The organism is Citrobacter rodentium NBRC 105723 = DSM 16636, assembly GCF_021278985.1.
Lineage (GTDB): Bacteria > Pseudomonadota > Gammaproteobacteria > Enterobacterales > Enterobacteriaceae > Citrobacter_A > Citrobacter_A rodentium.
On record NZ_CP082833.1, the window covers coordinates 2,805,609 to 2,831,911 of the forward strand.

Sequence of the window (26,303 nt, forward strand, 5' to 3'; positions counted from 1 at the left end):
TGAGGCTGGTAGGGGCATCCCAGACCCTGGAGAAGATCTTTCGGATATGGCAACAGCTACGTAAGCGTCTCATTTAAACCGTCTGGTCTGTTTCCTCCGGCTCCACAAAAATAATGTCCATCATTTTTAGTGGACACTATCGTATGGAATACCGGACCTGGATTACTGAAGCTTTACGCCTTCACTTCGAAGAACATTTACCTCGGGTTGTGGCCGGACGTCGCCTGGGTGTACCAAAATCAACAGTTTGTAGTATGTTCGTGCGCTTTCGGAGAGCTGGCCTTTCGTGGCCTTTGCCCGCAGGCATGTCGGAGCAGGAACTTGATGCCTGCCTTTACGGACAATTTTCCACGGTACCAGTCGTACGTCCTGAAAGCACCGTTATATCCGAAACCCCCGTGGTAAAAAAACGTCCCCGGCGGCCCAACTTCCCTTATGAGTTTAAAATCGCCTTAGTGGAGCAGTCACTGCAGCCCGGAGCCTGTGTGGCGCAGATCGCCCGGGAAAACGGAATCAACGATAACCTGCTCTTCAACTGGCGCCATCAATACCGGAAAGGTGGCCTGCTGCCTTCCGGAAAAAATATGCCGGCACTGCTTCCCGTGACGTTAACGCCGGAGCCGGATAATAAAATCCCGGCCCCCGCACAGGAACCAGAGCAGATAAATACACCGTCCGACAGTCTGTGTTGTGAGCTGGTTCTGCCGGCCGGAACTCTCAGGCTTAAAGGTAAACTGACGCCGGCGTTATTACAGACACTTATCCGCGAAATAAAAGGGAGCAGCCACTGATGATATCTCTCCCTGCAGGTTCGCGTATCTGGCTGGTTGCAGGTATCACCGATATGCGAAATGGCTTTAACGGCCTGGCATCAAAAGTTCAGAACGTCCTGAAGGATGACCCGTTCTCCGGACACCTGTTCATCTTCCGCGGACGCCGGGGTGACCAGATAAAAGTGTTGTGGGCTGACAGTGACGGACTGTGCCTCTTCACCAAACGCCTGGAGCGGGGCCGCTTCATCTGGCCAGTCACCCGTGACGGCAAGGTGCACCTTACTCCGGCTCAGTTATCCATGCTTCTTGAAGGTATCAACTGGAAGCACCCGAAACGAACGGAACGCGCTGGAATCCGCATATAACCCGTTGTAAAGTGAGGATATGGACACCTCACTTGCTCATGAGAACGCCCGCCTGCGGGCACTGTTGCAGACGCAACAGGACACCATCCGCCAGATGGCCGAATACAACCGCCTGCTCTCACAGCGGGTGGCGGCTTATGCTTCCGAAATCAACCGGCTGAAGGCGCTGGTTGCGAAACTGCAACGTATGCAGTTCGGTAAAAGCTCAGAAAAACTTCGCGCAAAAACCGAACGGCAGATACAGGATGCACAGGAGAGAATCAGCGCACTTCAGGAAGAAATGGCTGAAACGCTGGGTGAGCAATATGACCCGGCACTGCCATCCGCCCTGCGCCAGTCTTCAGCCCGTAAACCGTTACCGGCCTCACTTCCCCGTGAAACCCGGGTTATCCGGCCGGAAGAGGAATGCTGTCCTGCCTGTGGTGGTGAACTCAGTTCTCTGGGATGTGATGTGTCAGAGCAACTGGAGCTTATCAGCAGCGCCTTTAAGGTTATCGAAACACAACGTCCGAAACTGGCCTGTTGCCGGTGCGACCATATCGTGCAGGCACCAGTACCTTCAAAACCCATTGCACGCAGTTATGCCGGAGCGGGGCTTCTGGCCCATGTTGTCACCGGGAAATATGCAGACCATCTGCCGTTATACCGCCAGTCAGAAATATACCGTCGTCAGGGAGTGGAGCTGAGCCGTGCCACACTGGGGCGCTGGACAGGTGCTGTTGCTGAACTGCTGGAGCCGCTGTATGACGTCCTGCGCCAGTATGTGCTGATGCCCGGTAAAGTCCATGCTGATGATATCCCCGTCCCGGTCCAGGAGCCGGGCAGCGGTAAAACCCGGACAGCCCGGCTGTGGGTCTACGTCCGTGATGACCGTAACGCCGGTTCACAGATGCCCCCGGCGGTCTGGTTCGCGTACAGCCCGGACCGGAAAGGCATACATCCACAGAATCACCTGTCCGGTTACAGCGGAGTGCTTCAGGCCGATGCTTACGGTGGCTACCGGGCGTTATACGAATCCGGCAGAATAACGGAAGCCGCGTGTATGGCCCATGCCCGGAGAAAAATCCACGATGTGCATGCAAGAGCGCCAACCGATATCACCACGGAAGCCCTGCAGCGTATCGGTGAACTGTATGCCATCGAAGCAGAAGTCCGGGGATGTTCAGCAGAACAGCGTCTGGCGGCAAGAAAAGCCAGAGCTGCGTCACTGATGCAGTCACTGTATGACTGGATACAGACTCAGATGAAAACACTGTCGCGTCACTCGGATACGGCAAAAGCGTTCGCATACCTGCTGAAACAGTGGGATAGCCTGAACGTGTACTGCAGTAATGGCTGGGTGGAAATCGACAACAACATCGCAGAGAACGCCTTAAGGGGAGTGGCCGTAGGCCGGAAAAACTGGCTGTTCGCGGGTTCTGACAGCGGTGGCGAACATGCGGCGGTGTTGTACTCGCTGATCGGCACATGCCGTCTGAACAATGTGGAGCCAGAAAAATGGCTGCGTTACGTCATTGAGCATATCCAGGACTGGCCGGCAAATCGGGTACGCGATCTGTTGCCCTGGAAAGTTGATCTGAGCTCTCAGTAAATATCAATACGGTTCTGGCGAGCCGCTTACATAGAAAGTATTTTTAACTGAGTTTGCATGCACTGATGAGATAACGGCTACCGTCCCTGTAACAGCCTGAAGTTGACCTGGGTAATCAAATACCGGTGTAGTGATTAGGAAACAGGGCTCGGATAACATCATGGCGCAGGTCATTGAATCTACTAACGACGCCGGATATATGGTCGCAAACCGCATCGAACCAGTACTTGCATCACCCGGGGCGTCCATATATGGTCAACTAATTTTGGCCACTACATTATCGGGTTTAGTGACCGCCTTGACGGTCACTTTTAAGAAAAGGCATTAACACTGAATGGTAAACAGGCTCTTATATGGAAATTTAATCAGTTAAAAAAGGCTGTCACCGCCTGGCGTTTTACTTTGCCCTGCGTGGTCTTTGCTACAGGGAGCCAGTAGGACATAAATAATATTCCTTCCATAATGCCTTTCATCCACACCTGTCACTTCAAAACATGTTTCAGGCCTGAGAGTACAGAGGGTTTCACCAGGTTCATTATCCACTATATTCGCACCATAAATGTTGCTTATACGGTAATATACCTGATATCCGGAGCCCTGACGATGAAATACACTGTTCTGCGTGGTGGTCAGGTATACCATTGTATTTTTATCTTCCGGAGTCCGGAGTATCGTGCCTGTTTTTAGCCATCCGTAAGGCCATTCTGACACCGTGGTTCTGACGTATCCCGATGCGTGTCGCAATATTTCAGGGGTGATTTTCCATTCACCGTTTCTTGCCACAGTATCCATCAACCAGCTATCCTGTGCCCGGGCGCTAGGGGCTTCAGATACCCGTTGTTGTAATTCCCACAGCATATATTCTTCTCTGGAACGGAATTGTCTTGCGGAACGCGAGCCATGACTCAGCATCTGTTCACCATCTATGAAAGTTGTATCTGAAAAAGATACTACAGGACTGTTTATATCTGTCCCTCTGTAATCAATGGTGCGCTTCAGCATTGTGGGTCCATTGACCCTGAGGACTGAATGCACAACAGTATTATTGTTCTGAGGGATTTCGGATAAAATACTTAAAGGATATTTTTCCCACTGTTGCCGGTAGTTTGGCAGGGAGACAATCATTGCCTGATTCACCATTTTTTCAGCTACCTGATATGTTATCTGCAGGTCACCTTCTGGTGTCAGGTAATATAAGCTCTCTGCTTTCGGTGTCGCAGGTAAGCTCTCATAGCGTTCAGATAATCCCTCAATGAACCATGAGTGGAAGGACGGAAATTTTTTCCCCGAATCCGTTGTGAAACTGATAGTCGTAATTGCATTTTCCATCAGGGAAAGTCCCTCTGGACTTTTTTGCATGGCACCATGACTTGTATGGATTATTTCTGACGTTTCTTTCTTTTGAATACGGGCGTGCTCCATAACGATTTCCGCCAGATTCAGGTTTCCATCTCCTAACTTTACATTCAGATGCTCTTTATAAATGGAATTAATAAAGCGATGTGTGTCACCTATCAGAATGGGCCTCAGTTCTTTCTCGATTATTTCACTGTCTTCTGTATCCATCACTTCTGTGAAAAAATTCCTGAACGTTATACGCAAACTTCCAATACCGGTCTGTTCACGGTGATAGAAAAGTTTGACAGATAATGTTCTGCGATCGATACGGACCATACCCTGATGGCACATCAGTTTTAAAGAAAATGTTTCATCTGATGAAATACTGAAACGACGAAATTCCTCAAGTATTAATGAGGGGGCATACTTGTCGGGATTGACAATAATACTGTCCTGTTGCTGCCACTGCCTTTCAGATAACCGCATCTCTCCGCCGGATTTTATTTTCAACGGAGCTGCATGTACTTTACTGCGTAGCAACACATTCTTTTCTCCTTCAAAAACCAGATACATCCGTGAATGGGGAGGGATATTCAGTTCCGAGATATTTACCGGAACCGGCGGCTTACCATCGGCTTTCCATGCTCCTTTTAGCGTGCCGGAGAGTAATTCACCTTCCAGTTTTTTCCTGGCGCCACTCAGATTCTCAAGGCACAATACCTGGTCTGCACTTCCGGCTCCCCGGGGCAGGAACGTCATTACATGGTCTGATGTCATCAGCGTTTCCAGCCGGTTTATCGTTGGCCTGTAACCACTCCGGAAAATCCCCACCCAGTTACCATCCTCCGGTAACAGCCGGAGTACGTCACTCAGCAAACGGGTATCCTGGGGCTGAATTGACACACGGGTTGTACCGGGTAACGTGTCTTCGATCCCGGATATTGTCAGCTGAAGGGAATACTGGATCGTAGCAACCGTCAATATCACGCTGTCTTTGTCTTTTTTCCCTTCAACCAGAACAGGACCGGCCTCAAGCAAATCAATTGTTTCCGGGTGGTCATTGTCACCGGCCAGTATGATTTGTACCGGTGATATCTGTGCTGTATCCGGCTCCATGAGAATATACCGGCTTCCGGGGGTTCCGGTTACAGTCGTGGTATAATGGCGGCTGCCGGTCAGCCGGAATTCCGAATAACGCTCCTGAAGCTGGTAAACGAGCTGATGAGTCAGGGGGGCATAGCTGGCGAATGTTTCTCCCCCCCGGAACCGGACTTCCGGTGCCAGACTCCAGCCCATATCATGCAGCCTGTCCAGTATGGCATCCGGTCTGTTGTTTTCTTCCGGATAAACAGCCTGCCAGCGTTGAACATCACATGATGAAACCGCCAGCTGAGTCCCCTTTTCCCGGGAAACAGCCTCCAGAGTTATGCCATCACGGGTATGCCCCCTGAAGTTTCCGGCAAAACGGTTCAGTTGTGTCTCATCCTCCAGCTGAACTTTTATATTGTTCCCGGCCCAGTAAATCAGACTCAGCTCAAAGGCATCAGGTTTTAATTCTGTCAGGGTTGTTTCTGGCAGAAGGATTTCGTGAGAGAGTGAGTGATTAGACAGCGTCAGTGTCAGCGGCGTTTTTAAATCGCGGGGGATAATATAGCGGTTATTCCCTCCACCAGAGATGACAGTACCGCCACCGGAGCTCGTATGGAAGGTATTGTCCTCATCGTTACCTGTTAGTCTGTCTTTACCGGCGGCTGTTCCTACCAGGGTGGTTATCCCCTTCTGGGTGATGGTCATTACCGGCACCTCACCGTCTGTTGTTTTCAGCATGACAGGCTGCGTTTGTTTTGATAAATCAAAGGTGAGCGGAAACTCTTCCGGCAGCCCACGGAAGGAGAGTATATTTTCTTGTGCCGCAGGATTTGCATCAATATCATAATTTCCCGCTCCGCCTACCTGAACAGTCAGTCCACCGCTGCCCCCTTTCAGTATGAATTTATAATCTTTTAACGATATAGCCTGTTCTGTACGTTCTGATGTAAGTTCATCAAGCACCCTCAGGGGAAGGACTGTGGTTTTACGCTCTCCTGCTATCACAGTACACTGGCTGTTAAGCACTTCCAGTGGAGGACGCCGGTCGCGGGAAGTACTGTCCGCTACAGCTTCCCGCCAGACCACTTTGTTGGACAGATACTCTATTTCCGTATTGGCCTTATACTGTTTACCGTAGCCAAGAATAATGGTGTCATACTCTCCGGCAGGGATTTCCGGCAGGGACCGGGGCCATTTACTGTTTGCGTAACCATGTGCCAGGGCGTAGTAGGGGCTGATGCTGTAGGCATAGCCCACCTTCTCACGAATCTGCCAGTCCCCCAGGTCCGGACGATGACCGATTTTTCTGTCAGCGTTAAAAGAGCGTTCACCGGTCAGGAGAGGGGGGGACTGACGCAGATCCAGCACCATTTTTCCAAGTACCTGGTTTGCGGAGAAATCCAGCAAACCTCTTTCCGGAGAGGCCACGACAATGTGTTTACTGCCGTCAGTCAGGAATTTTTTATATTCCAGCCATTGTTCATGGCGTTCTTCTTTCAGTGCCACATTGCGGGCAATACTGGATGCTCCCATACCAATAGCGGCAACAGGCCCGGTGGCAATAATAAGAGGAGGGAAGACCGCGGAAGCAACAGCCAGCCCCAGAGAGAGGGAGTCAAAGGCGACCTGTACCCGGGCAGCCATAATATCAGAATGGCGTGTGGCCTGCTGGAGCTGGGTGACACTGTTGTACAGATTCCAGGTACCGAGAGCGGTTTCCAGTACGGGCAGTTCAAGAACGCGGGCACTGGCGGAGAGTGCTTTGCCCATTGTGCCTCCGGTACGGGTTGCCGCTGAGCGCAGACCTTCAGCCACGGCACTTTCCAGTCTGAATCCCTGAATACCCTCTGTATTGAGAAATTTATTCCCGGCAATCTGAATCATGCTGCCGAGAGTGGCTTCGGAAAGTTGTTTGATATCCATAGCCAGATTGAGCCTGGCCAGGGTGCTGTCTTCCTGCCCCTGCTGTAGCATGCGGGCATACTGAACAATACCGACCACACTCATGCCGAGATCGAAATCCATGACCCCGCTGGCAGGCAGGGCTGAAAGCATGGTAGAGAGTTTCTGAAAACGGGATACCACATCCGGGGCTTCAACAGAAACAGGATGCAATGTTTCTCCGTCCCGAACCTGAAGACTGAATCGCCCGCTTCCGACATCAGTCAGTTCAATCTGTTCCACAGAAAGATGACGACCGGATGAGCGGGTAACACTCTGGAAGCGTTGCTGCAGAGTTTCCAGTACGCCGGCGAGTTGCTGTTTAACCCGCGTTGCCTGCCGTTGCAGGCGAACCTGTGAGGAGGCCATATCATCATACGTCCCGCGAATCATATCCGGATCGATTAGGCGGGTGCCACTATACAGTCCCTGAGTCTGCAGAATTTTTCTTATGTTATTAGCCTGTTCTGTTGTCAGTACTGTGCGGGAGAGGTAATCATGCAGCACCTCACCGTTCAGACGCAGGGAGGGGATTTGCTCCGGAGTGGGGAGAGAAGTGATACGCCGGCCGTCAAGGGTGGCTCCGATATCATAAAGCATTTTTACTGGCAGGGAGACGCCAGCAACCGCGACCGGTTCAGCCAGTTGTGCCAGACGGTCAGCGGTGGTGTGCTGAAGACGGGTGCTCAGTCCAGCATCATTTACTGGCAGCAGCTTGTTCCAGATAATATCTGAATCGGCATAATGTACTTGTATATGTTCACTAATTTCTTTGTTTAATACACCATAATGTTCCTGAAGTGTTGGAGTTAATTGTATACCAGCCTCAATAAACTTCAGAGCATCCAGGGAAGAAAGGAAATCTGCATGCCCAAAGTTTGGATCAGTGATCCGGTAAATATTTTCCAGTTTTTGTAGCACCAATGTATGGGTAGGCGTGGTTATTAGAGCACGTTTAACGCCTTTCTCATGAAACAGTTGGGTTAGGTTTTCTGGATTCCATACTGCCTTCTGTAGTAGCGATTTGTTGGCAATATAGCTGTTCCCCTGATACTGTAGCATTTCAGTCAGACGATAAGCTCTGGTCATCAGGGCATTATCATCTTTTGTCAGAGGCAACTTATCGCGCTCATAGGTCTGATGAAGAGCACTGACTGTCATCAGGTTTTCCTGTAGAACACCATAATGAGCGGTATTTTCAGTCCGGAGATAAAGTAAGGCTAAGCCCATACAGCGTCCTTCCTGGGAGATCAATAGAGACTGAGGGTGAAAGTCAATATTCTGGCTGCCATATCCTTTGGCCACTTCGAACCATCCCTGTGCATGGTGACGGTAAAATTCAGGCCATGACAACAGGGTATATTTGGCGTGTTCAACGATAAAATGTAAGGAAGAGACTACAGGTGCAGAAGATATAAGGTTCTCATTAAAACCAATACCTTTGAAATTATAAGGGAGTACAAATGTGGAATCCTGAATTGCTGTAACTGGTGGACGTCCATAGTCCTGCTCCCGGCGCAATAGCCTTCCCGAGCTGGGTAATGCGGCAGAGAGTAAAGGAAGGACTGCATCAGCAAGAGTTGGTAATCCAGAGAGATGCTGATGTATTTCTGTTAAAGACTGATAAGGTCTTTTTTCTGTCTCACTGAGCAATTTATTAATATTCTGATCGCTCAAAAAACATGAAGAAAAAGAGTTTTGCAGAAGTTGGCGAAGATTATTCTCATTTAGTGTTTTTTCTCGCATGTTTATATGGATTTTATATAAATCTTCAATATATAAATTCATAACCTCAGATACCAAATTGTCAAAACCATCAGCAGCACTGACCATCACCTGTTCTGTAATTTTTCCGTTAATGGATGAGTAGCCCATTCCCAAAGAATTAACACTTTGACCAAGAATAGGGGTCAGTAGTTCAAGTGGAGATAATTTGGATAGTTTCTTTAAAATTTCAACAGAAATAGAGTTTGATTCTCTTTTGTTCAAAAGATAATCATATACTAGTGGTAATTTCCCACTAATATCATCTTCACTATAGTACTCTTTTAATATATTAATTAAGGAAGAGGATGGTGCCGGTAGCAGGCATTCTGCAGTGTGTACACCTGTTATCCCTAGTCCATTTATTGTGTAATGAGACAGGGTGTTAATATCAGAAAATACATATCCTTCACTATGAAGTCGATCAAGAACTTGTTCCTTGAAGATAAGTTTGTCCATATTATGTACACCTATACGGAAATATCCCTTGAACTCGTCTGCTATTTTTTGTATTTTCCCATGAATGTTTTCATTATATCTTTTTAAAAATGCTTCAAGAAATTTTTCATAATCAATATTATTTTCTGAATTTCCTGAGATTTCTTTTAATGATTTAATAAGCTGAGATTTTTGTTCTTTTGTGGAAATGTCCCGCCATAAATTACGATCTTTTTTTATTTTTTCAAAATAGAGCTCATGAGAATTTACTTTGTCTTTGACTGTTTCAATCTTTTCTTTCAGAAAATCATTTTCATAAATAAAGTTAGATATTTCAAGAAGCTCATTTGCTTCCTGAGAAGATAGCAAGCCAAGATGATCTTTTATTGTTAATTCAAGATATTTTTGTAACTTTACCCTTCCTTCCCAATTTTCAGGGGTCTTATACTTACTCATACCATCAAGAATAGTTTTTAATTCCCTTTCCATAACGGCGAAGGAGAACAAATCCTTTATTAAAATATTATGTTCAGCCTTTTCACTATAAAAAATATTTATTTGTGTCTGTGGGTTGCTTGCAAGGAATGCTTTTATAGACATTCTGAGATTATTTTCATTTTGTTTATATAATTCAGGGTAGATATTAATTCTGTTCTCTACAGGAACGGTCATTCTTCGAATTTTTTCGGCTATTTGCACCTGCAATGAAAATAATGACCTTTTGGCTATGTCATCATTCACCTCTAACATAAGAATATGGAGCATTTGATCTATTTCATAAAGATTTTTAAAGTCGATGGCTGATGAGTCAATTAGCTCATTGTAACGCTCAGCAAGGTCTTGTACTTTCTTTTGCAGCTCTTTCTTGGTTTTGGTGGACCACTGAGAGAAAAACGTATCCGTATCTATTTTTGTTAAGAATAATTCTGGGAGATTTTCTGTTTTCATTGCTGAAACATCTTTAAACAGGAAGTCATCAACACATCGGCCTCTTCCTATGCACCAGGTACTTTCATCTGCGGGAGTGACATCATTGACGCCGACCGACACAGGGTTTAACCAGTCATATTTTCCTGTACCTGTTGTTTTGTATACACCAATATAAGCTTTATCACCTAGTTTTTTATCATTGATGAAGTCTTCACCTAACATTCCTCTACCTCGGAAAAATTGCAACATCTTTCTTTGGATCAAGTCAGGGCCTGATATTTGGAGGGTGCTCAATGCTTCCGGAATAATAGTATCTTGTCTGAAATTGGAAAAAAGACTTCCTGAAAGATATTTTTTTACCAGCACCCCACCAACTTTGTCTGTAACTGAAAATGAAGATAAGTCATCAGTTTGTTTGAAGTATATTTGATTCTGGACATTATCTCTTATTTTTCTTAGTTCCCGGTAAGCTTGATTCTGGCCTGCAATAACAACATCAACCACTTCACTATCTTTATGTGATAACATGAACCCATTAAGCCCACGTATATTCCATCCGTCAGTCCATAGATGATAGCGACGAAGGATCGGCATTGTATCTCGTGGGATCTTTGTATCAATCTTAGTGAAAATATTGTCTTCAGGAATTTTAGATATTCCTGCTAATATTTTTTTTATAATATTTTTATCTGCATCACTGATTCCATCATAGTTAACTTCATCTATATTTTGCTTATTAACATGTCTTAATACACCATCAGATATTGCACGACGTAGCTTTAAGTCTTCCAGGAAACGATTATCTCCATTTGTTTCCATCATAATTTTAAAAATTACTTGTTTAGAGTATGCTGGCATCATATCTGTGTCAGTATAAATACCACCATGTTCTTTTAGAATATACATTCTGAGCAGGTCTGAGGCAGCAGGATAGTTCCATCTGAGCAACATTTCCGTTTGGTAATTATGATTGTTTTCTGATTTTGAGAGAGAATGTAAAGATTTAACATCTCTAATTGAAATACGCGTTTCACCAAACTCGCTCTGTAATTTATGAATCAGTCTTTTCACTCTCTCTTTATTATCGCTAATGGTTTTGTGATAACTATCAATATCATCTTCTGACAGATTTATCACATTTTTGAGATAGTTTACTCGTAACTCATCATTAATATCTGTAACTCCCTTCATAATACAGTAGTTGAAGAAATTATCCTGAAGTTTAATCATGTTTTCTAAAAAAAGTGCATTAAACATGTGTTTCAGGGGGGAGGATGTTTTTTGATAAGAATCATAAAGCTCTCTGAGTTTCTCTAAGTACTTCTGTTGGTCTGATGGACTGTTATTGAATTTCTCCCTTATTTCATTATATTCAATAATGAAATCGATGCTTTTTTGTGGTGTGTTCTGTTGTATAGTTTTACATGCTAAATCAAATGCGATTTGTTTTAAGATACTGGTAAATTTCGCCGCACCAAAAGCATTATTGTCAACCCAAAGATAATAAGTAAACTCCTTATAGGTTTTCAGAAAGGTCTTAATATAGTCAGAGATGCTTTCAGGTGGAGAACCCGCTACCCATATGGCATGAATATTTTTCTCGATATCTACGGTATGTGATTGGTATTCTTTTTTTATATCTGCTATAATAGTCTCCATGTTTTTATTAGTAGTTTCTGTTGCAGGAATTTCTTCCTTGATTACTTTCAGTAAGTCTGCTTGCTTCTGTAGTAGTTTTAAACCATTGCGACTGTTTTTTTCCGTTAAAAGATTGTATTCTGCAATGGATTTTTTTATGTCTATAATTGTTGTTTCGTGGATTTTTTTCTGTTCGTCACTAAGTGAAAGTTTCTGGTCAATGTTTTCTGGGGTTAGCGAGTATTGGAATTTATCTTCAACTACAGGAGATCGTTTTTTCCTTCTAAGTAATTTATATGACTGAGAAAGCTGACTGTCGTTTTTTGATTCTTCTGTTATTTCCTTCAATAGATTGTTACCAACCATACTTCCTTTTTTTATTAATTTATTACTTTTATCAACGTTATTATTTGATGTTATTGCATATTCACTATATTTTATTTCTGTATCAGGAATATCTCTGGAAGCTTCTGTGCTCTTTATATTATATCTATTTAAAGAAAGAGGCTTTTCTGTTGCCTGAAGACCATTATAAAAATTTGATAGCCCAAGTAATGCGTGGTGTAACAACGATGATTTCCAGTTACCTGTATGATAGACTGGAGAGAATGTTCTTTGCTCATATCCCTGCATTTCTTTCTGAATCATTTTTCCAATAGAAACAACATTATCCAGAGAGTTTTCTTGCAAAACCATTTTGTCAAAGAAGCGTAGTCGGGCTTCTGATGCCGTTCTAATTGGCCTGATATTGCGTTGAGAATTTTCTTTAAAAATTGTAATATCCTTCGACTTGTTTCGTTTATCCTGCACTAATAGAGCATTATTGACTGGGGGGAGAACCTTTTCTGGTAGCCTCATAATTACATCTCTATTTTAAATATAATTGTGATTTAATGAATAAATAAACTTAGAAAAAATTTCATTGCTGAATTTTTAATCAGGAAGCCTATGTGATTAAATAAAATTTACTCCAAAAAACCAATATACGACTCATATATTTACTTCTCCTTTATATAAATATCTCTTGGTGGTTTTCCTACATACGTAACGTGTATCTGCAACATAGATCATGTATTCTGGCATGTGACTTTGCAGACAAATAAGAATAAATCTGAAAACTGCCAGTCTACTAATCCTCGTAATTGTTTCTGATATATGAAAGATTATTTATTAGGTTTTAAAGTGACTCTTTAACCTTGGGGCTATGTTAAGCTTTGTTTTTTAGAATAATCATAAAAATCTTAAGTTTTACACAGGAATTGTATATTGTTTTGCTTTATACAATCCTTGTAAATAAGGCTACCGCATATTTGCTTTTCTCTGGCAAACAGTACTGGCTTTTTTTGAAATATTAACAACCAGCAATAGACTATTGTCAATACCAAATTTGTAAAAGTTACATATTTCTCAGTGCTGTACTATTTTCTCCGTCTCACAAAACTAGGTGCCAAATATGAATCTCCACGGATTTAACAGACGCCCCAGAGTCATTTAAGATGACTTAAAGAGAGGTGCCCATGAGCGGTAAACGTTATTCCGAAGAGTTTAAAATTGAAGCGGTAAAACAGGTTGTTGAGCGTGGCCATTCTGTTTCCAGCGTCGCAACACGTCTCGATATTACTACCCACAGTCTTTACGCCTGGATAAAGAAGTACGGGCCGGACTCCTCGACCAACAAAGAGCAGTCAGATGCTCAGACCGAGATCCGCCGACTCCAGAAGGAGTTAAAGCGGGTTACTGACGAACGTGGCTGACTAGTCCTGATATAGGTTGACAGTTTTCTGTCTGTAAAACGCCTGATGAACATCATCGGGCGTTTTGTAATTCAGGGCAAGGTGTGGCCGCTCATGGTTATAAATTGCCACGGATTCTTTTACCATTTCCCGGGCTTGTGCCAGATCTGCAGGGCGCGAGAGTAAAAACTCATTTTTCAGGATCCCGTTTATTCGCTCAGCCAGCGCATTCTGGTAGCAGTCATAACCATCGGTCATTGAACAGGTTATTCCGTTTCTCTCATGGACTGACTGATAAAGCGCTGAGCAGTATTGCTGCCCTCTGTCAGAGTGATGTACCAGGGGACCCGCTGTTTTTCTCCGCTTCAGTGCCTGCCTCAACGCCTTTACCACATTTTCCGTATGCAGACTTTCCCCAACATGATAACCCATAATTTTTCTGGAGCAGGCATCTGTTACCAGACTCAGATAAGCCGTGCCGCTGCGTAGCGGAAGGTAAGTAATGTCGGCAACCCAGACCTGCTCAGGCTCAAGGGCAGTAACCTGCCCCGGACCGGGTTTCAGCAGATTAGGATGCCGGTAAAAGCGATGATGGCTGTGGGTGGTTTTGTGATATGCCCGTTTCACTGGCACCAGGAGCCGGTATTCATCCAGCAGGTTAAACAGACGGTCTCGTCCGATATTCAGCATTTTATTGGCCTGAGTATTCAGCAGGTAATGCAGTTTACGCGTACCGATTCGCGGCTGACGACACCTGACGCGGGCAACAAAATCAAGAATCTGAGCATGATGTTCCTGCCGTTTTCTGCGCCTTGTGTTGTCCTGATACCATGACTGTCTGCTGTGCCCCAGGAACTGGCATGCTCGCGTAACGGTTATTTGGACTGACCCCGCCCCGGTAGACGATCCTGCCCTATAGGTGGACTGACCCCACGCCTGTAGACAAATTCTGTCCTCACGACGAGGCCTGTTCAAAGGCCTCCGGACTGACGCCGCCGAGGTGGCTGTGGCGCCGGGCCCGGTTGTAGAACACTTCAATGTAATCGAAGATATCCGCCCGGGCCAGAGCCCGGGTTTTGTATATTCTCTTCCTGATGCGTTCTTTTTTCAGTGAACTGAAGAACGATTCGGCCACCGCATTATCCCAGCAGTTGCCACGCCGGCTCATGCTCGGTGCCAGGTGATTGGCCCGGCAAAAGCGCTGCCAGTCGTCACTGCCGTACTGACTACCTTGATCGCTATGTACGATGACCTCGCCGTCCGGTTTTCGGCGCCAGACCGCCATCATCAGCGCGTCGAGCGCCAGTTCGCGCGAGAGAGTGGGTTTCATCGACCAGCCGACCACATTACGGGCAAAGAGATCGATAACCACCGCCAGATACAGCCAGCCCTGCCAGGTGCGGATATAAGTAATATCGGTGACCCAGACCTGGTTGGCCCGGACAACGGTGAACTGCCGCTGCACGCGATTAGGAGCAACGATTGAAGGCCTGCCAGCGATACGACGTGGCGCTTTATAGCCGCGCACGGCTTTAATCCGGTTCAGTTGCATGATCCGACCCACCCGGTTTTTACCGCAGGTTTCCCCGATTTCGTTCAGATCGCCATGAACCCGCCGGTAACCGTATACGCCTCCGCTCAGGGAATATGAGTCGCGGATAAGTATCAGCAGGCGCTGGTTATCTTTATCACGCGCCGAGACAGGGTTATGCAGCCACGCATAGAACCCGGCCCGGGCGACATTCAGTACCCGACACATCGTCATCACACCCCATACAGTGCGGTGCTCATTGATAAAGCGGTACTTCAGTCGGGCTCCCTTGCAAAGTACCGCGCGGCCTTTTTCAGGATATCCCGTTCTTCTTCGGTGCGTTTTAGCTGCGCCCGGAGTTTCAGGATCTCGCTTTTCGCTTCCAGTAAATCCCGGGCATGCTGCTCGCTGTTATCAGGTTTGATAGCCCGTAGCCACTTGTAGAGGCTGTGTGCAGAGACGCCCAGACGGTCAGATACTTCGGCGACGGAATAACCGCGTTCCGTTATCTGACGGACGGCTTCTTCCTTAAATTCAGGTGTAAATCGTGGTGTGCCCATACGCTCCTCCTATGCTCAAACTATAGGGCAGGATCGTCTACCGGGGCGGGGTCAGTCCAACTATAGGGCAGGATCGTCTACCGGGGCGGGGTCAGTCCAACTATAGGGCAGGATCGTCTACCGGGGCGGGGTCAGTCCAAGTTTGAGCATAGGCTGGCTTTCTTCACATTCCACCATCGTTCAGCCACGAGTTGGAAAGTATTGATTTTAGCTTCAAGCGAACTGCGAAGTTGCTCTTGCTGATGTTCCTGTGGATCGATTTGTTTCGTAAGGAGAGAGCGAGACTCTGCTCGATAGTTTCTGGCATCGGCAAGCGTAACTGACGGGTAGGGGCCTATGCTCTTCTTCGCACGTTTCTTGGTGACAGGGCGAATGTAGCGAAACTGCCTAATTTTACTCCCGCTGGATTTGATAAGTAGCTCAAGACCATCGCCATCATAGAGAACGTAGTCCGCTTCCTTGGGTTTAGCAGATTCGATTTCTTTAACGGATAGAGGTTTGGTTTGTCTTGCCATTCCCGGGTTTCCATAGTTTTAGGCACCTCAAAAACAATAAAGCTTTATGAGGTGCCTAAAAGGTTCGGATTTAATTAGTTCGGGACAAACTGAGGGCACAAAAAAGCCCGCAGGGCTTGCGCCATGCGGGCTCTCAGGACTTCATCGGATGACTCTGGTAATCACCGATGGAGAATTTTGGTGGAGCTGGCGGGAGTTGAACCAGCGTCCGAAACTTATTATCTTTTTGATTAAAAATGATTTATTAAAAAGTGACTTTGCTGCGGCTCTTTTACGGCGCTTTTTCTGTCCGTGGGTAGTCGTCTAGCTCATAGCATTTTTATTGGTAGGTGCTTTTACCTTAGTTGGATCATCGGTTTTAAAGACTTTCAATCGTTTACTGAAGAACATCACTTCTGAGCCCTTATATCGATCTTGAGCACTGTAGTTTATTCCATACACTAATGATGATGCCTTATACATACCTTGGATCTCAGGAGTGTTATCGTAAGAAACAATCCACGGTGTTTTAATATCATGCTGCACTACTTTTGCAACATTAACATGGTCACTATGTTCATAATGATTGATATATAATCCCTTACCTTTTATATAATATGGCGGATCTAAATATGTTAATGATTTTTTAGGCAATTGAACAACTATTTTTTTTATGAAATCAATTGCATCCATGTTATACAAATCTATTCTTTCACGGTTTTTTGATATTTTCTGAATCCGAGAAATTAAATCGCTCTTGTTATAACGAGCATCAAGTTTCCATTGCCCTTCTTGATTTTTACCACCAATTACACCGCCTTTTAATATTCCAGAACGATTTGTTCTATTAAGAAAAAAGGTAGAAAAACCAATTGTTAGCATATCATGGTCTCTTGGATGATTAATTATTTCTTTCTGTTTGAACCACTCATCCATTGTGACTTCAGTATCCTCAATTAAAGCACATAAATGATCTGCATTATTTAATACACTGTGCCAAAAAGCATAAACTGAGATATTAATATCATTAAGAATGATTTTTTCAGCTACATTTAAGTGTAACAGCTTCAGCGCTAAACCAGCACCCCCAGCATATGGCTCTGCATAATGTATAGGCGAAAGCTTATTATCTTCAATAATCCGAAGCATGAAATTAGAAAGCTTGCCTTTGCCGCCAGGATAACGAAGTGGGGTGTTAAAACGCATATGATACCTCTAAATGTCAAGTCTAAAGTATATCAAAAAAAGGGCTTTATGGCCATCATATAAAGCCCTTTTCAATCAATTAGTTGCCAGACAGATACGAAGTGATGGTAGCAGAGTCAACGCCATGTCCATTTGTCATAATAATTTTAAGGTTTTTGATTAATTCATGCTTGAAATTATCGGATTCTACGGGGTGTTTCTCGACCCAATATCGATAAGGATTATCTTTAACTCGCCCTTTTACTTGTGCTAGGAACTCAGGCGTATGGACAAAATCTTTAAATAGTTTTCTAACCACTCCGCCATGGTTTTTGTTTGATTTTTTATAATTCTCTATAGAATTTAGTAAATCAATAGGATAGTTACTTATTTTTAATGTTGTAATTATGTCTTTTGTTATTTTCATAAATACTGCTTTTGTAAATCTATTTTTATTGTTCCAATATATATCGTCTGGAGGTAAGTTATATAAGAATTCAAAAATCATTTGATCTGGGGGAAGAATGCCTGGAAGCAAGCATAAGCTTCTCTCTTTTTTCGCTTTTTTAGCATTGTCACTGTTATCGAGAGCAACATCACCGTCTAAGACAACTAGGCTTTTGTTAGTAAACTCAGGGACTTTTCTAGCCATTAAATCTAGGATAGCAGTACAACTAATATTTATGTTTCCTAATGGATTCAATATTCTGTTTATTCTTCTATCAATTATCAATTGTTTGAAAAAATCGAAGCCTTCTTTATCTTCAAAATATACGTTGGCTTTTGGAAGGCTAATCTCATCATTTATTTTTACAGTTTCAACATGCAAATCAGCATTGATATCGGCCCATGATAGATTGTCTTTTGTTTTAATATCACCATAAGTATCTGTCAGATATATTGTTTTAAATCCGTTGGCATCTTGTTTGGAACGATTGAAAATATCTTCTATTATTAATGGTGAGTGAGAAGTCATGATTATTTGCAAGTCATATTTTTTAGCTGCTTTAGCTAGAATGTCAATTAATTCTAACTGAGCAGCAGGGAAAAGACCTGCGTCCGCTTCATCAATTAATAAAATACCTCCATGATAATCGTCATAAAGTTCTTTTAGCCTTTTAAAGGAAAATATTGCTTGAATTAATTGTCCAACATTATCCTCACCAACAGAGACTGATTGATGGTCGTAATTATCGCCGTGTACGACCATTGAATCGATCGTCCCTTTCGTGGCTGTTACTGAGCACCCATTATTCTTAAGTAAGAGTTGATTGCTCATTATTCTTATATCATCTGCGTTTTCATTGATATACTGAACATCCCTTGTTGAGTAATCAGTCCGTAGAGTAATAGGGAGAAGTCTTGCTAAGCTTAGAAAAATAACTGGATGAGTGACGTTTCTACTTTGGTTTTTCCCCGGTATGGAATCATTGCCCCTGACTATTGGCCTTGATTTATCCCTGTCACTGGAGCTGTATAGACCCAATGTTAGCTTTTCAAGATGTTTGTTAGATGCACCATCATAAACACTAATCCTGACTTCCATTGAACCTGCAGTATCAAATTGTTCTGAAAGTCTAAAATGTTCACTGAAAGCTGACTTGAAGGTGCCATTAGTTAATGTCTTATATTGTGTTAAATCAACCTCGGGGTTCTTAGACAGATCTTTTGTAAAACTAAAAATTTGGGCGATAATACCAAGAATTGTCGATTTAGATGTGCCGTTTTTACCACAAATAACAGTTAGTCGCGAACCAAATTCTATATTTATATTTTTTAGTCCTCGAAATTTTACAACGTTTATTTTTTTTAGTTTGGTTATTGGATTTGCCATGTTTGTACCTTGTTCCATGAAATGGCCACAAATTGCGGCCAATAATTCAGACATGGATTATATTTTTATCTTCTTCAGGCTTGTTTGTCCATCATATTCCTTCAGATATGAGCCGTAGTGACGGAAAAGCATCTCTGGGCCTTTATGTCCCATTTGAGTCGCAAGCCAGAACAAGTTTGTTCCCCGGCTGATATGGCATGTGGCGAATGTATGTCTAGTCTGATATGGGTTTCTGTACCGAATACCAGCCTTTCGCAATGTCGGCACCCATGCCTTTTTTCTAATTGCATCAGCACTTGCCCACGGCTTATTGGTCTTTGGATCCTCAAAGACAGTAGCGCCCTTCATGAACGTGAACGGTTTCTGATTTATCAGAGCCGACATTGCTTCATCTGTGAGTTCAACTTTACGGGTACCTGCTTTTGTCTTGGTCCCTTTGATCACACCAACAACACTGGCGCTCTGGATATGGGCAGTCTTCCCTACAAAGTCGATATCACGCCAACGAAGAGCACACAATTCGGAACTACGCAGCCCTGTTTGTATCGCGAACCGGAAAAGATTCTCCCACTGCTTATTGCCAGTAGCAGAGAGCAAAGCATCAACTTCTGCTGGTGATAGCGGATCAACCACATAACTACTTTCTGCCTCTGATTTATCACTTTGGTATCGTGAGGCTGTTACCAGAGATACAGGGTTAATCTGAAGCACACCATCTGTCACTGCTTCATCCAATGCAGAACGCAGGAATGACAACTGGTTTCGGATGGTCTTCAATGTCGTTTTCTGGTTCTGGATCCATGTCTTCAATGCAGCCGGCGTCAACTCACTTGCAGGATAAATATGAAGTGATGACAATGCGCTTCGGCATTTCTTGTACCCGCCTATTGTCGAAGGGGAAAGCTTCCTCGTTTCGCAGATCACCAGATACTCATCCAGATACATCTTCACCGTTTTTCCTGCGGCAGCGTTTCCGAAAATTTTTAATCGGGTAGAACGGGGAAAGTATTCCGCGTAAACAAACGTTCCCCTTTCGATCTTGTTATGGATTTCGCCGAGTGTGCGCTCGGCGTATTTGATATTTTTAGGGGTTACGTCCAGATTAGAAAGAGGCTCACGGCATTTCACCCCTTTATATGTAAAAGTAATATTGATGGTTTGACCGTTGCGATGTTTCCTGATGGTTACGCCGCGCGGGAGTTTAGGCGATTCTGTCTGGCCCATTTTGCAACCTCACTAAGATCTATCCATCTCTCCTTAACGCCTTCGACTTTCAGCACCTGAACCCCTTCACGCCACACACCGCGCTGTACGCGCTTGTTGATCGCATCAGGAGTTTCGCCTGTCTCTTTGCAATAAGTTGAGATGGGAACACAATCGAGGCTCAGCATAAATTTCTCCATTGCCCGGCTGCACCCGGGCTATTAGGGGTATTATTCGGCGCTGGCGGGCAATAGTCGCTGCCAGATTGCCGATACATATTTCACCTGGTGGTGGGCATCGGCCAGTGCGTTGTGGGCTACACCATCAAATGGCATATCGCGCTTTGGATCGAAACCAAGCTGTTTGCCGAGCAGCACCATGGTGCTGCACGTCGCTGTCGTTCCAGAATTGCCACGGGCAGGTTTGGCCGGCGCGTTCATAGGCTGAACGCAAAATAACGTTGTCGAAATTGGCGCCATTGCCCCAGACTTTCAGATAACGCGGTTTGTCAGAGTTACGGCTAATAAATGACCTAAGCTCGGAGAGCGCTTCGGCGATGTTCTTAGTGTCGTCGGTACAAATAGCAGCGCGAGCTTCCGCTGATTGCTTCAGCCACCACAGGATCGTGTCACCGTCAGGGGTAGCACCCTGATCCATGGCGCTGGCGAGGTTGACGGCCACATAGAACTCGGCGCCCAGCTCACCGCTTTTCGGGTCGAAAAACACAGCGCCGATCGCGACAATTGGCGCAGCAGGCTTATTACCCATCGTTTCTAGGTCGATCATAAGGTGGTTCATTACATGTGCTCCAAATCTGATGGTTTAAAAGAATGCCAGTAACCCTCTTCGCGAGTCTCTGTTCTGGTCTTGCCGCAGCCATTACACCCATAGTGGAAAATAATAGTTGGCTGCAGTCCGTTAAGAGATTGATATGGGTGAAGCTCTTTCTTGAACAGCACCCATTTATGAAGCCCGAAAAAACAGCGGATCTTCATGCTGCATGCTCCTGCTTAGTCCCTATACGATGACGCGCGACCTGAAATATTGAGGTGTCTTTCTCAATGCCAATAAAGCAGCGCCCGACACGCAGGCAGGCGACTCCTGCGGTACCGCTTCCCATTGTGAAATCCAGCACCGTATCGCCGGGGTTGCTGTAGGTCTCGATCAGGTACTGAACCAGCGCCAGCGGCTTCTGGGTGGGATGGAAATTACCGGTTTGCTTGTCACTCGAGAAAAACTGCACATCGCGCGGGTACCGGCTGGTTGAGTCATACTTAGTCAGCGTCAGCGCTTTGCCGTAGCACTCCGAATTGACGGTTTTGCGCTTCGATGTTCTGCGCGCATGACCATGGGTAAACTGCGGGTTGTATGTCGGCTGGCGACGATAAAACACCTCTATATTTTCATGGGCACGCAACGGCTGTTTTTTGGCATTAAGGAAGCCGGTGGCGTTGCCTTTTTCCCAAATCCACTCGGATCGCCAGTCCGCCAGGTTGCTGCCGACCAGCACCGCGGTAAACGGTTGAGCCGAAAACAGGACAATTGCCGCTGACGGCTTGGCGATGCGGTACAGTTCATGCCACATCACCTCGAGGTCAAGCACCGAATCCCAGCAGCACTGCGTGGTACCGTAGGGAATATCCGCACACACCATGTCTACGGAACCGCTGGCAATCGTCGGAAAAACATCGAAGCAGTCGGCGTTATGCAGGGTAATGCTCATTCATCTTCCTCTGACAAAACCAGAATGGCGTCGTCCGGCACAGTGATGGTGAGCTGGACACTGTAACCACGCTCATGCATGGCGTAAGTGACGGGCCACGCTGGCAGCGGCGTATCTTCGGCGACCTGGCTGATTCCGATGCTCCACAGCCCGGAGTCGAGGTAATAACCGACAACCTGCATTTCACCCTCGGCGGATTTGAGGTGATAGATGCCTGGAGAGTTATAGCAACCAATCTCCTCGCGGATCGCGCCTTCGCATTCCAGCAGATCATCGCTGGCACCGTAGAAATGGAGGTGTTTAACTGTAGTTTGTTCGTTCATTGCGATTTATCCCCGCGTAAAATTTCGTTCTCTGCCATAAGGGTGACGCGCTGATCCAGAGCTTCACTCAGGGCAACAAAGGTCACATCCAGTCTGGTGGCGACTTCACGCATTAACTGTGCCGCTGCTGGTGGAAGGTCAGACGCTGCCATGCGTGCCGCGGCAACCAGTTCTTTTACTTTCATATGGTGTTGCATGCGCGCAGCTCCATCAGTTCGTTAAAGCGGGTCATGAAAAGTCCGTAAGCCTGGCCCGGGCGAAGAGGAGCGATCTGGATAAGGTCGCTGGTGGGGATTCCTTCGAGGATGGGCCACGATGTACCGTCGTCAATGTCCAGATCCCGGCGTTCGGTAGCCAGCATTGTCAGATCGGCATATTTCACTACAGGAGACTGTGTGAGCGGCAGATTGAATTTAAAGCGGATCAGTTCGTCGACAAACGCCTCAATCCGGCGGTAGTCCGGCAGCAGGGCTTTAAGCGGTGCGGGAATATCCTGACAATACGCTTCTGCGGCGTCGTGCATCAGCGCTTCAAAGGCAAACTCAGGCTCTACCAGCTGGCTGCACAGAACTGAGTGTTGGGCCACGGAGTAGAACTCCGGCAGGTGGCCGGCAAAGCGGCAGATATGGGAAAGCGCGGTCGCTATATCTTCGATCTCAATATCGTCAACAGTGGCATTCACATAGTCGAATTTCTTGCCTGATAATGTCTGTATGTAGCTCATCGGTTTTATTTCTCCATTTATTCGCAGCTGCACCTTCGGCTGATTTTTGGTTGCACGAATCCCTCGCCAGATGGCGATATTTAAATGAATTACGCTTCACTAATTGCCCCGCGGGGCAGGGCAATTAAGGCTGAGCAATTACGCTTTAAAGTTACCGATAAAGGTTTCCACTGGCTCGCCGTCGAATTTGCCGATCAGCAGGTCGCGGAATTCGTTGGCGATCGCTTCTTCCTGCGCTTCCAGTTGAACAATGCGCAGTACAAAACGCGGTTCGTCACCAGTGAGCAGACTATTGCGCAGGCTGAATGCACGCTCACCAAGCCCTTCGTATGGCACGCATTTGAACTCAAACGCTACAGGCATAACATCTTTGCTGCTGGCCTCAACACTCTGCATCAGCGATTTTTTCCCGCTGAAATCACCGTCTTCATGATCTTGTTGGGTGGCCTGCTGGATAGTGATGCGTCGAACAGCCTGAGCAGCCTGTGAAATTTGCATGGTATTTCCGTCAGCATCAAAGGCCAGCAGATAATCACTCCAGTCTTCCAGCCATTCAGCGATTTGCTTTTGCTTCAGGCGGTCGCCGTTGATCGCCAGCAGCGCGCGGAAAGGCGCAGTCTGCTTCAGGGTGATTGCAGCAACGTTATCAGCATGGCCCGGATTATCCAGCGTGCCGATATTGAACACGGATCGCGCAGTCATATTGTCCGCATCAATAAAGCAGCGAGCAGGTTCCTCGGTACTGGCGTAGCCTTTAGAATAACGGGCAAAATCATCAATGCTGGTTGTGGTCATGGCCCCACGGAAACGGAAGCGCTCAAGAGAAAAGCGCTCGAGGCTTTCAACGCGAGTTTCTTCCGGGAGTAATGCTGTTGGGCAAGCCAGGCCGTTAATATCATTCAGGTGATAACCAGAAAGAACCAGATCTTTAACCTGCTTAAAAGTACCGCTGTCTACCTGAGACATAAAATTCCTTATTAACAAATGATCGAATTGGTGGCAGTGAATTAGTTGTCAGCGGTTCACTGAGCCGCTTTAAGCTTTCCGTCTGTGGCGCCGTTGATACTGAACAATTGCCCCTGATCCTCCTGCAGGATGGTGAGCTTGCCGCCTTTGTTAACCCACATTGGCGTTTCAGTGGTGTCCTCTTCGGAGGCTTTACCGCGCGGCGTCGGGGTGCTGTAATTCAGCTTGTGCTTGATCTTGACGCGCTTCTCTTCAACGGAATTCCCCATACGCTCAAAATCAAAGGTGAGAACAACTTTGCCTTTGGTGCCGTTATTTAGAACACCCAGCGCGGTGGTATTAAGCGCGGCGGCGATTTTGTTCATGAACACGCCGGCGTCCAGCTCACCCAGAAAATCGGGTACTACGGTCATGCGATCATTGCTCATAGCATTTCCTCTCGGTTAAGCGGCTGCCGCCGCCGTAAGTTTCTCCATACACAACAGAAAAGAGCACCTGCGCGCTGGTCATGGGTGAGAAGACCACTTCCTTAACGCCCGGGTGGATTGGGTTATGAGCCCGTCGCCCGGTGATGCTCTTGTCTCTTGTGTAAAAAGGGCGGTACCAGGGACTTCAAGGGATGGAACTGGTACCGCCAAGACTACACACAGCAATATTGGTACTACGGTTATCACGGTCCTAAGCGTGATTTGGTTGTGACACCAGGGCGCTACCCCTACTTACTTCCCGCCGCTCTGTTTTGGTATTGGCCGCCAGTAACTACGGCTCAGTCGATTTACGGGTCTTTGCGTCGACCGGCGCTGCAATACGCTTGTATACTCCACAACGAAGAGAGCACTGCCGGTGTCCGAATTGAACGGACCTTTTCCCTGCCCATTGCCACCGCTTCGTGGTGTCTGGAATCGAACCGGACATTAAACCTTGCTCGTCAATGCTCTCATCGTTGTGTGCCGGTTACGGTTCCGGCCAGGCCCCTTACTCAACGGATTTTTCTCCATACGGACTACCGTTTGTTGCTTGCTCCTGCGGTTTTACGATCCACCAGCCTCGGTTCAGCGGCGCCACTTTGCCGGTGCCAATGTAAAGAGCAGTTACGCTGCCAGACGGCTTATTGGTATGCACAGGCGATCATGTCCTGAATCGCGGGGTTTGCTCTCCGCCCCAGGTTCTCCCCGCTATGCTTTAGCGCGCAACCTGAGAAAACCGCCTTCAAGTCTTTCGGCTTTCGCCATGTTCTGAGCGAATCATCCCGGCCTTCATATGCCCCGGGCGGCTACTTCGTGGGCGTCCTGCCTGTTCGCTGTTGATGGAATGAAGATAAAATAATATTGCGAATTACGCAAGTAATAAAATGCGTAATTCGCAATATTTAGGGTATGAAAAAGCCGCCATTAAGCGGCGGCTCTTTGCTGGAGAGGGGTTATCCGTGTCTTTTCATTGCTTGTGATTGGCTAAGCATCACTTTCCCAAACACATAAAAACGGTCTTCGTTAGATTGATCAACTGACCACTCTCTGTATTTGGGATTATCAGATATCACCAGAATTTTATCGGGAATCATCTGTAACCGTTTGACATAAATTTTCTCGTCAAAACCAAACACATAAATGCCATCACCATCAAATTCATTAATTGAAACATCAACAAAGATTAGGTCACCTGGCTCTATAGTATCAGCCATACTATCACCGCGAACGTTGATCACTTTAACGGTATCTGGCGTTCTTCCACCAAACAGAGCGACCGCCCGTTCGCTGTTGTATTCAATCGATCTGATGACATCGATGACATCACTACCCTGTATAAAACCCATGCCAGCGCTGGCACTGACATCAAGCATTTCGACTCTAAACACCGGGTCATCCTCTCCATAAACTGGATTATTCTCACTGGATTTGTATACAGTAGTTTCATTTATGGAAGGTGTAAAGAGTTCAGCAACATCAACGCCGAGCGCATTTGCATATTTGCTAAGCGATTGTTCAGTAAATGACTTTTGCTTACCGGTCTCTACGCGAGAAACGTTCGCGCCGTCAATACCAACAGCATCAGCAAGGTCAGAAATTTTCATGCCTCTTGCGAGGCGCAATTCTCTAATGCGGTTTCCTATGTTCATGCGTTCTATTACAGGTTGTTTTTGCGTGATATGCAAAGCAACTT

General features: G+C 45.9%; 17 protein-coding genes and 4 pseudogenes. 4 read left to right on the top strand and 17 right to left on the bottom strand.

Annotation, left to right across the window (positions count from 1 at the left end; translation table 11 throughout):
- Window positions 1–113: 113 nt before the first annotated feature.
- The 3 genes from tnpA to K7R23_RS13260 are packed head-to-tail and all read left to right on the top strand — an operon-like array spanning window position 114 to window position 2,729.
- Complete coding sequence (tnpA, locus tag K7R23_RS13250; RefSeq protein ID WP_012904569.1) at window positions 114–791, top strand: IS66-like element accessory protein TnpA; 678 nt, start codon at window positions 114–116, stop codon at window positions 789–791.
- A complete protein-coding gene (tnpB, locus tag K7R23_RS13255; protein ID WP_012904570.1) occupies window positions 791–1,138 on the top strand; it encodes an IS66 family insertion sequence element accessory protein TnpB in 348 nt (115 codons plus the stop codon). Before tnpA ends, tnpB begins: the two co-directional genes overlap by 1 nt.
- 19 nt (window positions 1,139–1,157) lie before the next feature.
- The gene (locus K7R23_RS13260) at window positions 1,158–2,729 is read left to right on the top strand and encodes an IS66-like element ISCro1 family transposase (protein WP_012904571.1); all 1,572 of its coding nucleotides are present in this window, start codon (window positions 1,158–1,160) and stop codon (window positions 2,727–2,729) included.
- Between the two features lie 369 nt (window positions 2,730–3,098).
- On the opposite strand, the gene K7R23_RS13265 is transcribed toward K7R23_RS13260, so the two are convergent.
- Window positions 3,099–12,725: a DUF3491 domain-containing protein gene (locus K7R23_RS13265; RefSeq protein ID WP_012906815.1), complete on the bottom strand. Its 9,627-nt coding sequence runs from the start codon at window positions 12,723–12,725 to the stop codon at window positions 3,099–3,101.
- A gap of 659 nt (window positions 12,726–13,384) precedes the next feature.
- On the opposite strand from K7R23_RS13265, the pseudogene K7R23_RS13270 reads away from it, so the two are divergent.
- Window positions 13,385–13,615: pseudogene (locus K7R23_RS13270) on the top strand (transposase); the annotation flags it as partial.
- Between the two features lie 6 nt (window positions 13,616–13,621).
- On the opposite strand, the pseudogene K7R23_RS13275 reads toward K7R23_RS13270, so the two are convergent.
- The 16 genes and pseudogenes from K7R23_RS13275 to K7R23_RS13350 all read right to left on the bottom strand — a co-directional run.
- Window positions 13,622–14,482 (bottom strand): annotated as a pseudogene (locus tag K7R23_RS13275) (IS3 family transposase); the annotation flags it as partial.
- Between the two features lie 73 nt (window positions 14,483–14,555).
- Window positions 14,556–15,691, bottom strand: a protein-coding gene (locus K7R23_RS13280) for an IS3 family transposase (protein WP_217968131.1) whose coding sequence is annotated in 2 segments (ribosomal slippage) — window positions 14,556–15,445 and window positions 15,445–15,691 — 1,137 coding nt in all. Because the reading frame shifts where the segments join, the coding sequence is not laid out codon by codon here.
- 149 nt (window positions 15,692–15,840) lie between these two features.
- Window positions 15,841–16,206 (bottom strand): annotated as a pseudogene (locus K7R23_RS13285) (integrase arm-type DNA-binding domain-containing protein); the annotation flags it as partial.
- Window positions 16,207–16,509: 303 nt separating this feature from the next.
- On the bottom strand, window positions 16,510–17,391 hold the full coding sequence (locus K7R23_RS13290) for a DNA adenine methylase (RefSeq protein WP_012906813.1): 882 nt from the start codon (window positions 17,389–17,391) through the stop codon (window positions 16,510–16,512).
- A gap of 79 nt (window positions 17,392–17,470) precedes the next feature.
- Window positions 17,471–19,204, bottom strand: a complete 1,734-nt coding sequence (locus tag K7R23_RS13295) for an AAA family ATPase (protein ID WP_024132794.1) — start codon at window positions 19,202–19,204, stop codon at window positions 17,471–17,473.
- A 57-nt stretch (window positions 19,205–19,261) separates the two neighbouring features.
- Window positions 19,262–20,428, bottom strand: a complete 1,167-nt coding sequence (locus tag K7R23_RS13300; RefSeq protein WP_012906811.1) for a site-specific integrase — start codon at window positions 20,426–20,428, stop codon at window positions 19,262–19,264.
- Window positions 20,389–20,595, bottom strand: coding sequence for a hypothetical protein (locus K7R23_RS13305; protein ID WP_012906810.1), 207 nt, complete (start codon window positions 20,593–20,595; stop codon window positions 20,389–20,391). Before K7R23_RS13305 ends, K7R23_RS13300 begins: the two co-directional genes overlap by 40 nt.
- 42 nt (window positions 20,596–20,637) lie before the next feature.
- A pseudogene (locus tag K7R23_RS13310) lies at window positions 20,638–21,205 on the bottom strand (3'-5' exonuclease).
- Entirely contained in the window at window positions 21,205–21,402 is a 198-nt protein-coding gene (locus K7R23_RS13315) for a hypothetical protein (RefSeq protein ID WP_012906808.1), read from the bottom strand. Before K7R23_RS13315 ends, K7R23_RS13310 begins: the two are co-directional and overlap by 1 nt.
- Window positions 21,399–22,130: a DNA-methyltransferase gene (locus K7R23_RS13320; protein ID WP_012906807.1), complete on the bottom strand. Its 732-nt coding sequence runs from the start codon at window positions 22,128–22,130 to the stop codon at window positions 21,399–21,401. The genes K7R23_RS13315 and K7R23_RS13320 overlap by 4 nt, the downstream gene beginning before the upstream one ends.
- A complete protein-coding gene (locus tag K7R23_RS13325) occupies window positions 22,127–22,453 on the bottom strand; it encodes a hypothetical protein (RefSeq protein ID WP_012906806.1) in 327 nt (108 codons plus the stop codon). Before K7R23_RS13325 ends, K7R23_RS13320 begins: the two co-directional genes overlap by 4 nt.
- A complete protein-coding gene (locus tag K7R23_RS13330) occupies window positions 22,450–22,650 on the bottom strand; it encodes a hypothetical protein (protein WP_012906805.1) in 201 nt (66 codons plus the stop codon). The genes K7R23_RS13325 and K7R23_RS13330 overlap by 4 nt, the downstream gene beginning before the upstream one ends.
- A complete protein-coding gene (locus K7R23_RS13335) occupies window positions 22,635–23,177 on the bottom strand; it encodes a hypothetical protein (protein ID WP_012906804.1) in 543 nt (180 codons plus the stop codon). The genes K7R23_RS13330 and K7R23_RS13335 overlap by 16 nt, the downstream gene beginning before the upstream one ends.
- Window positions 23,178–23,315: 138 nt before the next feature.
- Entirely contained in the window at window positions 23,316–24,143 is an 828-nt protein-coding gene (locus K7R23_RS13340; RefSeq protein WP_012906803.1) for a YfdQ family protein, read from the bottom strand.
- Between the two features lie 56 nt (window positions 24,144–24,199).
- Complete coding sequence (locus K7R23_RS13345; protein WP_024132791.1) at window positions 24,200–24,571, bottom strand: hypothetical protein; 372 nt, start codon at window positions 24,569–24,571, stop codon at window positions 24,200–24,202.
- A 992-nt stretch (window positions 24,572–25,563) separates the two neighbouring features.
- The gene (locus K7R23_RS13350; protein WP_012906797.1) at window positions 25,564–26,259 is read right to left on the bottom strand and encodes an XRE family transcriptional regulator; all 696 of its coding nucleotides are present in this window, start codon (window positions 26,257–26,259) and stop codon (window positions 25,564–25,566) included.
- Between the last annotated feature and the right edge of the window lie 44 nt (window positions 26,260–26,303).

What these genes read in the sequence shown, in the direction of transcription:
- K7R23_RS13325 (WP_012906806.1), bottom strand. Translation starts at nt 22,453, where the DNA reads ATGAACGAACAAACTACAGTTAAACACCTCCATTTCTACGGTGCCAGC.
- K7R23_RS13315 (WP_012906808.1), bottom strand. Translation starts at nt 21,402, where the DNA reads ATGAAGATCCGCTGTTTTTTCGGGCTTCATAAATGGGTGCTGTTCAAG.
- K7R23_RS13340 (WP_012906803.1), bottom strand. Translation starts at nt 24,143, where the DNA reads ATGTCTCAGGTAGACAGCGGTACTTTTAAGCAGGTTAAAGATCTGGTT.
- K7R23_RS13300 (WP_012906811.1), bottom strand. Translation starts at nt 20,428, where the DNA reads ATGGGCCAGACAGAATCGCCTAAACTCCCGCGCGGCGTAACCATCAGG.
- K7R23_RS13295 (WP_024132794.1), bottom strand. Translation starts at nt 19,204, where the DNA reads ATGGCAAATCCAATAACCAAACTAAAAAAAATAAACGTTGTAAAATTT.
- K7R23_RS13305 (WP_012906810.1), bottom strand. Translation starts at nt 20,595, where the DNA reads ATGCTGAGCCTCGATTGTGTTCCCATCTCAACTTATTGCAAAGAGACA.
- tnpA (WP_012904569.1), top strand. Translation starts at nt 114, where the DNA reads ATGTCCATCATTTTTAGTGGACACTATCGTATGGAATACCGGACCTGG.
- K7R23_RS13260 (WP_012904571.1), top strand. Translation starts at nt 1,158, where the DNA reads ATGGACACCTCACTTGCTCATGAGAACGCCCGCCTGCGGGCACTGTTG.
- K7R23_RS13345 (WP_024132791.1), bottom strand. Translation starts at nt 24,571, where the DNA reads ATGAGCAATGATCGCATGACCGTAGTACCCGATTTTCTGGGTGAGCTG.
- K7R23_RS13330 (WP_012906805.1), bottom strand. Translation starts at nt 22,650, where the DNA reads ATGCAACACCATATGAAAGTAAAAGAACTGGTTGCCGCGGCACGCATG.
- tnpB (WP_012904570.1), top strand. Translation starts at nt 791, where the DNA reads ATGATATCTCTCCCTGCAGGTTCGCGTATCTGGCTGGTTGCAGGTATC.
- K7R23_RS13320 (WP_012906807.1), bottom strand. Translation starts at nt 22,130, where the DNA reads ATGAGCATTACCCTGCATAACGCCGACTGCTTCGATGTTTTTCCGACG.
- K7R23_RS13335 (WP_012906804.1), bottom strand. Translation starts at nt 23,177, where the DNA reads ATGAGCTACATACAGACATTATCAGGCAAGAAATTCGACTATGTGAAT.
- K7R23_RS13290 (WP_012906813.1), bottom strand. Translation starts at nt 17,391, where the DNA reads ATGCGTTTTAACACCCCACTTCGTTATCCTGGCGGCAAAGGCAAGCTT.
- K7R23_RS13350 (WP_012906797.1), bottom strand. Translation starts at nt 26,259, where the DNA reads ATGAACATAGGAAACCGCATTAGAGAATTGCGCCTCGCAAGAGGCATG.
- K7R23_RS13265 (WP_012906815.1), bottom strand. Translation starts at nt 12,725, where the DNA reads ATGAGGCTACCAGAAAAGGTTCTCCCCCCAGTCAATAATGCTCTATTA.